The organism is Vibrio sp. 2134-1, assembly GCF_033339495.1.
The window spans coordinates 1-9,208 of record NZ_JAWOUS010000047.1; the positions used below are offsets into that span (position 1 = coordinate 1).

Below are 9,208 nucleotides of genomic sequence, written 5' to 3' on the forward strand. Positions count from 1 at the left end.
TTTAAAATACAAAACGCCCGATGAAGTACATCGAGCGTTTTAGTTAAAAAGTGTCAACCCATATCAGGACGGGTCAGAAGAACGATACTCGTTACACTGAGAATGGGTAACGAATAGGATCGTGATGCTCGTACCCTTCAACCCAAAAGTCATCCAGTGTGACCCATGTTTCCAAATCTTCTAGAGATTTAATCTCTGGGTTGATATGGAACGTCGGCGCTTTTAATGGCTCACGCTTCAACTGAACATCGCGCATCAGTTCAAGCTGGTCTTCATAAATGTGAGCATTCACAATCTTATGAAATGCCTGACCAGGTTTCTTGCCCGTAATTTGCGCCATAATCGCCAAGAACACGTAAACTTGAACCATATTGAAGTTTAAGCCAAGCGGTACATCACACGAACGCTGAGTACTATTCAGGTAAAGCGTATCATCCAGCAATGAAAAATGGTGACTGTACATACAAGGACGCAAGCACCCCATGTGGAACTCACCCGGGTTGTAGAAGTTCAAGATTTCACCGCGATCATCAACACCACGCGTTAAGTCATCCACTATCTTACGTAGCTGGTCAACATGACCACCATCAGGTTTCGCCCAGGCGCGCCCTTGAACCCCATAGACACGGCCCATGTCGTCTTCACCTTTACGGTATGGGTTATTCAACCAGGCATCATTTAGGTTGGCATTGGCATCCCAGGTTTTCGTGCCCAGCTTACGAAAATCTTCCGCATTATCGTAACCACGAATATACCCTAATAGCTCTGCAACGGCCGCTTTCCAAAAACTTTTACGTGTGGTGACCAACGGAAATTGATTGTTCGCAACATCGTAGGTTAAATCCGCGTTGATTACGGTCAGGCAGCGCTTGCCTGTACGCTCATTTTCAACCCAAACACCTTGGTCAACGATGCGTTGACACAAATCTAAATACTGTTTCACACCAATACCTTACTTCGTCTTTTGTGGTAATTCGTCTTTGTAATGACCACGTTTGTATGCCCAAACCATCATGAGGACACCGATAACCACCATTGGCAGGGATAAAATCTGTCCCATGGAAATAAAGCCACCGAATAAACCCAAATGAGCGTCTGGTTCGCGCACGTACTCAACTAAGAAGCGGAATGTACCATATCCAGCTAAAAATAGCCCTGAAACAGAACCTAGAGGACGAGGTTTCTTGATGAACCAATTCAAGATGAAGAAAAGTACGATACCTTCAAGCGCCATTTCATAAAGCTGCGATGGATGACGTGGCAGTGGACCGCCATTTGGGAAAACGATCGCCCAAGGCACATCCGTTACTCGGCCCCACAACTCGCTGTTCATGAAGTTACCTAAACGCCCCATACCCAAACCAAATGGCACAAGCGGCGCGATAAAGTCAGCAACACCGAAGAAAGTTCGCCCGTTTTTGTGTGCATACCAGAACATCGCAGTAATCACACCCAGTAAGCCCCCGTGGAAAGACATACCACCGGTCCACACTTTAAATAGATACAAAGGGTCAGCCAGGAAGAGCTCAAAATTGTAGAAAAGCACGTAGCCTACACGGCCACCAATCACCACGCCAAGGAAGCCTGCGAACAACAAATCAGAAACCTGCTCTCGTGTCCAACCACTTCCAGGCTTATCTGCACGTCGGTTCGCTAACCATAGAGCAAACATAAAGCCCACAAGGTACATCAAACCGTACCAACGAACCGAAACAGGACCAATAGAGATTAAAACCGGATCAATATTGGGAAATTCAATATATCCCTGAGACATAAATCATTCTCTTCTTATCACAACAAAATAAATATACCCAAGTAACCTCTAGATGCTTGGTTCAGCGAGAATGACTTGGGTACAAACTTAGAGCAGCATGGTCGCTGCAACAAACATTAAGAACACCGCGAATATCTTTTTTAATACCGCAGTTGGAAGATTAGTTGCCAGCTTCGCACCCACTTTTGTTGTGAGCATCGAGGCCATAGCAATCGCTAATAAAGCGGGAAGATAAACATAACCAATACTGTATGAAGGTAAGCCTTCGACTTTATAGCCATGTAAGATGAAGCCGATCATACCAGAAATAGCAATCACGCAACCACAAACGGAGGATGAACCCACCGCTTTACGCATCTCTATCCCGTGTTTATTTAGAAATGGTACCGACAGTGAGCCACCACCAATACCAGCAAGGCTTGATACGACACCAATTCCCGTGCCGTAAACTACAGTCACAGGGCTGCTCGGCATAGGTTTACTGCTCGTAACTTTAATGGAACGAAACATTTGTACTGACAGGCAAAGAACAATGACACCAAACACTTTCGGCAAATAGTGTGTAGGGATCCACTCAGCAATATTGGCACCAACAAAGCCACCAATGACCACACCAGGCATCAACCATTTTACGACAAACATATCGACATTGCCGAGCTTAAGGTGATTCATCGCCGATGAGCCAGACGTGACAATAATACTCGCTAACGAAGTGGCTAAGGCCATGTGCATACTCATTTCTGGAGAGATCCCAGCAAGAGGAAGCAAATACAACAAGGCAGGAACAACAATCAAACCACCACCGATACCGAGTAACCCCGCCATCACACCCACAAAAGCGCCTAGCGCCAACAATAACAAAAATAAAGAGACGGTCACGATTTCCTACTTTTTACCTGCACGGATAAAGCCCGCAAAGCCCTGTTGAATGAAGAAGTCATGCATCATTTGATGAATGTCCTCCCCATAGGATTTTGTCATTGCTTGCTCCGCTAATTTTTCTAATTCTTCTTGTTGACTATGACGAATCAAATATTTCACCTTAGCCACGTTGGAGGTGTTCATACTCAAACTGGTATACCCTAACCCAAGTAAGAGAAGAGCGCCAAATGGATCACCCGCTAGCTCACCACAAATACACACGGGCACCTGATATTTATCACACACCTCATGGATTTGCTTAAGCGCTAACAGTACCGCAGGATGCATAGATTCATAGACATCCGCTACGCGCGAATTGTTCCTATCTACCGCTAATAAATACTGAGTTAAATCGTTTGTCCCGACAGAAACAAAATCAACACGGTGAGCAATCGTTGGCAACAGATACACCATCGATGGTACTTCAATCATGACCCCAATTTGTGGGAATTGAATTCTATCATCAAGCAAAACGGCTTCGCTGTGAGCTTGATTAATCAAGCTAATGGCATCGTCTAGCTCTTTTACCCCTGACACCATTGGCAATAAGATACTTAAGTTTCCGCTTTCTGCACTCGCTCTTAACATTGCACGCAGTTGGATCAAGAAAATGTCTGGATGATCCAATGTAAAACGAATGCCACGCCAGCCTAGAAACGGATTATCTTCTTCGATGGGCAAATACGGCAAAGGTTTGTCACCACCAATATCCAAAGTACGCATCACTACTCGTTGATTCGGATAGCTGTTAAGTATTGCTTGGTATTGATGATACTGCTCATCTTCCGAAGGAAAGTGATGCTGAAGTAAAAATGCAATCTCTGTTCGGTACAACCCAACACCATCAACACCTGTGTTGATGGCAATATTACTGTCTGCACTGAGTCCCGCATTCAGCATAATTTCGATATGGTGATTATCTTGCGTAACCGCAGGGAGTGCGAGGTCCTTGTTTACCATGGCAAACAATTCAGACTCTTCGCTTACTAAGCTGCGATACTCTCGCAACAACTGGCGGTTTGGCTCTAAGAAGATCTCACCCGTATAGCCGTCGACTATCCCGAGTTTGCCATTCACCACATCCGGATTAATGTTGGCGCCCATAACTGCAGGGACCCCAAGAGCTCGAGATAAAATGGCAGCGTGAGAGTTTGCGCCTCCCTCTAATGATACGACGGCTAACAAAAACTCTTTAGGTACAGAAGCGAGCAAGGTGGCAGTGAGTTCGTTCGCCACCAAAATAATGGGACGATCAATTGCAGAATTTTCTTGCTCGCTGTTGTGCAGAAAATAGAGCAGCCTTTGCCCTAACTCTCGGATATCTTGCGCTCTTTCACGCATGTATACATCCGACATTCTGGCAAATCGATTCGAGTATGACTCTACAACTTGGCGTAACGCCCAGTCTGCCCTATCTCCTTTTTCAATCTGCTTCTTCAAATCACCGCGAAGCATCGGATCATTCAGTAAGTGAGTAAACAGATCGAAGATCGCCAGCGCATCTTTGTTGATTTCACTGTCCAGTTTTTTCCGCATGCGGCGAAAGTCATTTAACGCTCGCTCTATGGCCACCAGTAGTGTCTCGTGCTCGCGTTCCTTATCTAACGTGGACGAAGGGAAAACATCCGATAAACTCGGCTGGGTATTGTCGAACCAAAACTCTCCAATCGCGACACCAGTAGACGCAGGCAAACCTTTTAATACCGTGGGTTTAGATGCTAACTGCCAATGCCCAAGATTCTGCGCATGTGCAATGAGCACCGCTAACTGAGCGGATAAGGTAACAAGAAACGATTCTTCCATTTCACTAAACAAGCGCGGCGTTTTTTGTTGGATCACCAACACACCTAAAACTTGTTTACGATGAATGATTGGAGTAGCTAAAAAAGAGTGGTAAATCTGTTCGCCGAGTTGAGGAAAGAATTTGAACTCGGGGTGTTTTGAGGCTTCGGCAAGGTTAAGGGGTTCAGCGCTTCGTTTTACCAACCCAACCAAGCCTTCATTGAAGTTGATATGAATACTATCACCTTCAAAAATAAGGCCTTGAGTTGCCATTAACTCAAGGCGCTGCATTTCTTCATTAGCAAGATAGATAGTACAGCACTCAGTACTAAGGGCAGCACAAGTCTCTTTCACCAATATATCGAGTGCCAGATGCACATCATCGACCCTGGAGACTTTCTCAACTATTTCCCTTAGCTGACTGAGCATGATTATCCTCTACGTTGCTTTTTTCTTTTCCCTTTCGCTTTTCTCTCTCGAAAAGGCATGGCTAAGGATGCAAATTCTTTCATCGCTCGTCGATAAACATCTCGCTTGAAAGAAACAACTTGCCTAACTGGATACCAGTAACTTACCCAGCGCCAACCATCAAATTCAGGGGATTTTCCGCGTTGCATATTAATGCGAGATTCATCGCATTCTAATCTCAGCAGAAACCATTTCTGTTTTTGGCCGATACAAACAGGCTTGGAGTCCCAACGCACCAATCGCTTTGGTAGCTTATATCTTAACCAATGACGACTTGTTGCAATGATCTTAACGTCTTTTTTCGTTAAACCGACTTCTTCGTATAACTCCCTGAACATGGCTTGTTCAGGGGTTTCACCTTCGTCAATCCCACCTTGTGGAAATTGCCATGAGTGTTGCCCGTATCGTTTAGCCCAGAAGACCTGACCATGGTTATTACATATCACAATACCAACATTAAGTCGGTAACCATCGCCATCTATCACTGGCTAACCTCTATGAATAAATTTTTTATTACCGTGATTTTTCCACATATCCCCATTACTAGCAAACTTACTGATGTGATATGAGCAAGATTTATTACCTTTTCACCATTTTTGGATATCTTTTAATCAAACCATACCTTATCAACACAAGAGTGAGACATTGCCCACATTTATTCACCTTTTCTGTGAATAACTTTGTGAAGAATTCAATTCAAATGAGTAATTCAGTTCAATCCCATCAAAAGCAAAACAAATGAACAAACAAAAAAATAAACATAAAACATTGATAAAAAAGTATTTATTTTTAAAAATAACGATAATTCGATCTTCAGTTTCTTGATGATCTTTTCACCAAACTCAGATCGGTCAAAGATCCACCAACAGGCTATTTATCCACACTCACCTGCTATTCGTTTAGATGATTACAACAAAATCAACCCCAAAAATGCATTTTAACCCCTGTTTATTCATACAGACCCCGCCAGGATCTTATCAATACCTCCTTCACCTGTGGATAAGTTATGAATTGATCGTTCTTACACCGCCTCGGTGAAATCTTAAACAGTAGATTTGGTCGGAGTTTGATAAACTATATTTTTTGTAATACCACCTTGTAACTATGAAACCAGAACCACAAACAGAAGCAGAGCTATTGGAACGAGCGCATGATATGGCAGGACTCAGTTTTGCTGAGTTGGCCGCCGAGGCGAATATGATTGTTCCTGAAAACTTAAAACGTGATAAAGGTTGGGTGGGTCAATTACTCGAATGGCACTTGGGCGCTCCAGCTGGCAGTAAACCTCAACAAGATTTCGCAAAACTAGGGATCGAGTTAAAAAGTATTCCGATTAGTTACTCTGGCAAACCTTTAGAAACAACCTTTGTTTCTGTGGCCCCCCTCACTGGTGTTCATGGTCTTACATGGGAAACAAGTCATGTTCGAAACAAGCTATCTCGTGTGCTTTGGGTACCCGTAGAAGGAGAACGAGAAATCCCACTCGCTGAAAGACGTGTGGGCAGTCCACTCATTTGGTCACCAGATGAAGAAGAAGAACGGATTTTGCGAAATGACTGGGAAGAGTTAATGGAGATGATCGTCTTGGGAAGATTTGATCAAATTTCCGCCAGACACGGAGAAGCGCTGCATCTTCGCCCTAAAGCCGCAAATGCAAAAGCGCTCACCGAAGCATACAACTCAAATGGTAAGCCGATGAAAACTCTGCCCCGAGGCTTTTACCTTAGAACACAGTTTACTGAACAGATCTTACTCAAGCACTACATTAACACTCAACCAGAATAAAACCATATCAGCTATTTAGTGCGTCACGAGCGATAACTCAATATCGCAGTACGAGGCTGCCTCTTCAGTGCCACATTCGTCATACGCATTGCGCAGCCTTAAATACGCTTTATCGACCCCTAGCCTCAATAGTTCTTCTTTTACTAAGTCTAGAGAGCCAAAATGTATCGGGTCTTCACCGTCTTTAATCGGCTCAAGTTGATGCTTGTACTCCACAGCTAAAAGATAGTCAGAGACATCAGAACACCCAATCACAAATACTTTGGGAGTTTTATAAGTATCTTTATGTGGACCATGTAGCCACATGTCCAATTGATGCTTCTGCATAACATACCTCCTTCACACGATCATTTAAGTGTAGTTAGGCTAACTGTAGCTTTCGAGTTTGCTCTTCCTTTATACGTAAATCATTTGCGATTGCGGCTAAAAATCCCCTATATTGGAGTCACTTATTTAGTCGGTAACTCTTCAAGGACGTGATATGCAATACACAAAACTACCGCACTCATCACTTGAGATCAGTAAAATCTGCCTCGGCACTATGACGTTTGGCGAGCAAAACACAGAAAAGGACGCCTTTGAACAGCTCGACTTTGCCCTCGATCATGGGGTGAACTTCATCGATACCGCAGAGATGTACCCTGTACCGCCAAACTCGGAAACACAAGGGCTCACCGAGCAATACATCGGTAATTGGTTAGCAAAAAGCGGCAAAAGAGAGAAAGTAGTACTGGCAACAAAAGTGGCTGGCCCTCGCAATGTTCCTCACATTAGAGACAACATGAGCCTTAATCGTCGCCACATCCATACAGCAATTGATGACAGCCTTAATCGTCTACAAACCGATTATGTCGATTTGTACCAACTACATTGGCCGCAGCGTCAAACCAACTGCTTTGGTCAACTCAACTACCCATACCCTGACAAACAAGAAGAAGTCACGTTAATTGAAACGTTGGAAGCGCTTACTGAATTAGTGAATGCAGGTAAAGTGCGCTATATCGGCGTATCCAACGAGACGCCGTGGGGTGTGATGTCGCTATTGCGTTTGGCAGAAAAACACGATTTGCCAAGAATTGTCTCCATTCAAAACCCATATAACTTATTGAACCGCAGCTTCGAAGTTGGCTTGTCTGAAATCAGCCATTACGAAGGCGTTCAGTTACTTGCCTACTCTCCTTTGGCATTTGGCTGCCTGAGTGGTAAATACCTAAACGGGGCAAAACCTGAAGGCGCTCGATGCACTAAGTGGGAGCGTTTTGCGCGCTACTTCACTCCGCAAGGTGTTAAAGCGACCGAAGCTTACGTCAATTTAGCTCAAGAGCATGGTCTAAACCCTGCACAAATGGCGCTCGCGTTTGTCAATCAGCGTCCATTTGTTGCTTCTAACATTATCGGAGCAACAAACCTAGACCAATTAAAAGCCAATATCGACAGTATTGATTTGCAACTTAGCGACGAACTACTTACTGAAATTCAAGCAATAGGTACAACTTACTCGAATCCTTGCCCTTAACAGTACCACCTTCAAACGAAAACAGCTGATCTTCAAGATCAGCTGTTTATCCAATGAAGTCATACTTCATATAAAAAGTTAAGCGTGTTGAATGACTCGTTAGCAACTCAGTCAGCCCAACACGCTAACGATTACGTCATTATTCGCGACGTTAAGACTCGACGAAGGTGACGAACTCGACGTTCAACTTTTACTGCATCCGGAACATTGGCACGTGTAGAACGACCATCGCGATCTAAACCAATATCTCTCAATAGATGAACATTCGTCCATGGAATATCATGAGCAGTTCGGCGTATGGTACGCTGCCATTGCTTTTCTTCGCGTTTAAGGTCTGCTTTCAATAGCAAAGTGGCCAATTGTAGGTAAATAGAGTGACGCATAATATTTTCTCCGATTATCGATGTATTCGACTGGGAAAAAATAGTGCGTAAAATGAACAGAAATATTCTGTTGATACTAAGCCGCTACTTTCCCGCAGCCTAGTAATAAATATGATAGGTTACGGATTAATTTTTATCTTGTGAGCCAGTGGTATTGGTATCATCCGATTTAAGGGTTATCGGAGCGATAGGCATACGATCAGCGCAAGCAGTGGTGTTAACAACGTAATGTTTCATCTTGCGCCTCCTAGCTAAAAATTAATCCGTTTATGAAAGGTATAACTCATTGAGTTACGGTTAAATTGTAAGCTTTGATGAATATATATCAAACATTTTTTGCCTTTTTGATTAAAAACAAATCAATACACCGCAATTTAGTTTCATATACTTTTACGTATAACATATTCACCTGAGGAATATATAAATTTGCGGATTTTATAAATCAAACCAAACAAAAAATAAAAAGAGCGGCTCTGTGGCCACTCTCTTTTATTGTATTTATTGTGCCGTCCTAAATAAGGTTGACACTTTCCACCCCCAAAATTGGAGAGTGTTATGAAATCAACAACTAAAAGAACT

At 43.4% G+C, this 9,208-nt stretch carries 9 protein-coding genes; 2 read left to right on the forward strand and 7 right to left on the reverse strand.

The features are described from left to right. Positions 1–91: 91 nt before the first annotated feature. The 5 genes from R7R78_RS23315 to rppH all read right to left on the reverse strand — a co-directional run bounded on the left by R7R78_RS23315 (position 92) and on the right by rppH (position 5,430). Positions 92–943: a thymidylate synthase gene (locus R7R78_RS23315; RefSeq protein WP_005381947.1), complete on the reverse strand. Its 852-nt coding sequence runs from the start codon at positions 941–943 to the stop codon at positions 92–94. Positions 944–952: 9 nt separating this feature from the next. Then, positions 953–1,774, reverse strand: a complete 822-nt coding sequence (gene lgt / locus R7R78_RS23320; RefSeq protein WP_005381948.1) for a prolipoprotein diacylglyceryl transferase — start codon at positions 1,772–1,774, stop codon at positions 953–955. Between the two features lie 87 nt (positions 1,775–1,861). Continuing rightward, positions 1,862–2,653 (reverse strand): sulfite exporter TauE/SafE family protein, encoded by a 792-nt coding sequence (locus tag R7R78_RS23325; RefSeq protein ID WP_005385965.1) that lies wholly within the window; start codon positions 2,651–2,653, stop codon positions 1,862–1,864. A 6-nt stretch (positions 2,654–2,659) separates the two neighbouring features. Further along, positions 2,660–4,906 carry a phosphoenolpyruvate--protein phosphotransferase gene (gene ptsP, locus R7R78_RS23330; RefSeq protein WP_005385966.1) on the reverse strand — a complete coding sequence of 749 codons (2,247 nt, stop codon included), beginning with the start codon at positions 4,904–4,906 and terminating at the stop codon, positions 2,660–2,662. Between the two features lie 2 nt (positions 4,907–4,908). After that, positions 4,909–5,430, reverse strand: a complete 522-nt coding sequence (rppH, locus tag R7R78_RS23335; protein ID WP_005381953.1) for an RNA pyrophosphohydrolase — start codon at positions 5,428–5,430, stop codon at positions 4,909–4,911. Between the two features lie 619 nt (positions 5,431–6,049). On the opposite strand from rppH, the gene mutH reads away from it, so the two are divergent. Next, positions 6,050–6,730, forward strand: a complete 681-nt coding sequence (gene mutH / locus R7R78_RS23340; RefSeq protein ID WP_017821501.1) for a DNA mismatch repair endonuclease MutH — start codon at positions 6,050–6,052, stop codon at positions 6,728–6,730. 15 nt (positions 6,731–6,745) lie between these two features. Here mutH and R7R78_RS23345 read toward each other — a convergent pair whose 3' ends face one another. After that, positions 6,746–7,057, reverse strand: a complete 312-nt coding sequence (locus tag R7R78_RS23345) for a DUF6482 family protein (protein ID WP_005381772.1) — start codon at positions 7,055–7,057, stop codon at positions 6,746–6,748. A 154-nt stretch (positions 7,058–7,211) separates the two neighbouring features. Here R7R78_RS23345 and R7R78_RS23350 point away from each other — a divergent pair, with 154 nt between their 5' ends. Beyond that, the gene (locus tag R7R78_RS23350) at positions 7,212–8,246 is read left to right on the forward strand and encodes an NADP(H)-dependent aldo-keto reductase (protein WP_005381774.1); all 1,035 of its coding nucleotides are present in this window, start codon (positions 7,212–7,214) and stop codon (positions 8,244–8,246) included. A gap of 131 nt (positions 8,247–8,377) precedes the next feature. Here R7R78_RS23350 and R7R78_RS23355 read toward each other — a convergent pair whose 3' ends face one another. Next, positions 8,378–8,629 carry a hypothetical protein gene (locus R7R78_RS23355; protein WP_005381776.1) on the reverse strand — a complete coding sequence of 84 codons (252 nt, stop codon included), beginning with the start codon at positions 8,627–8,629 and terminating at the stop codon, positions 8,378–8,380. Positions 8,630–9,208: the final 579 nt, after the last annotated feature.